Genomic DNA, 411 nt, shown 5'->3' with positions numbered 1-411 from the left:
GAGTACATGGCCCCCGGCGGCGGCACCATGACTCTGGCGCTGGTGCAGGCCTACGTCTCCAACCAGGGCGACGGCTGGGAATACACGCTCGGCTACCTGGAGCGCTTCCTGGAGGACACGCGCACCGTGCCCGACGCGGTGCTTCCCGACGTGCACGGCGGCTTCCTCGCGCTGGTCCGCACGCTCGGACGGCGCACGGCGGAACTGCACCAGGCGCTCGGCCTGCGCACCGGCGACGCTGCCTTCGACCCCGAGCCGATCACCGCGCAGGACGTCACGGCCTTCCGCGACCGGGCCCGCGCCGAGGCGGAAGAGACGCTCGCCCTGCTGGAGCGGCGCCTGCACGACCTGCCGCCCGCCACGCAGAACGACGCGCAGGCGGTGCTGGCACGGCGCGGCGCGATCCTGGAG

At 74.0% G+C, this 411-nt stretch carries 1 pseudogene; it reads left to right on the top strand.

Annotated elements, in window-relative coordinates:
• Positions 1-27: 27 nt before the first annotated feature.
• Positions 28-411: pseudogene (locus tag GD429_RS40115) on the top strand (alpha-amylase); the annotation flags it as partial.

It is taken from the genome of Burkholderia sp. BE17 (assembly GCF_009362305.1).
Taxonomy (GTDB): Bacteria; Pseudomonadota; Gammaproteobacteria; order Burkholderiales; family Burkholderiaceae; genus Burkholderia; species Burkholderia pyrrocinia_C.
The sequence above is the reverse complement of the archived record's forward strand: the minus strand, read 5'-3'. Positions and strand labels throughout refer to the sequence as shown.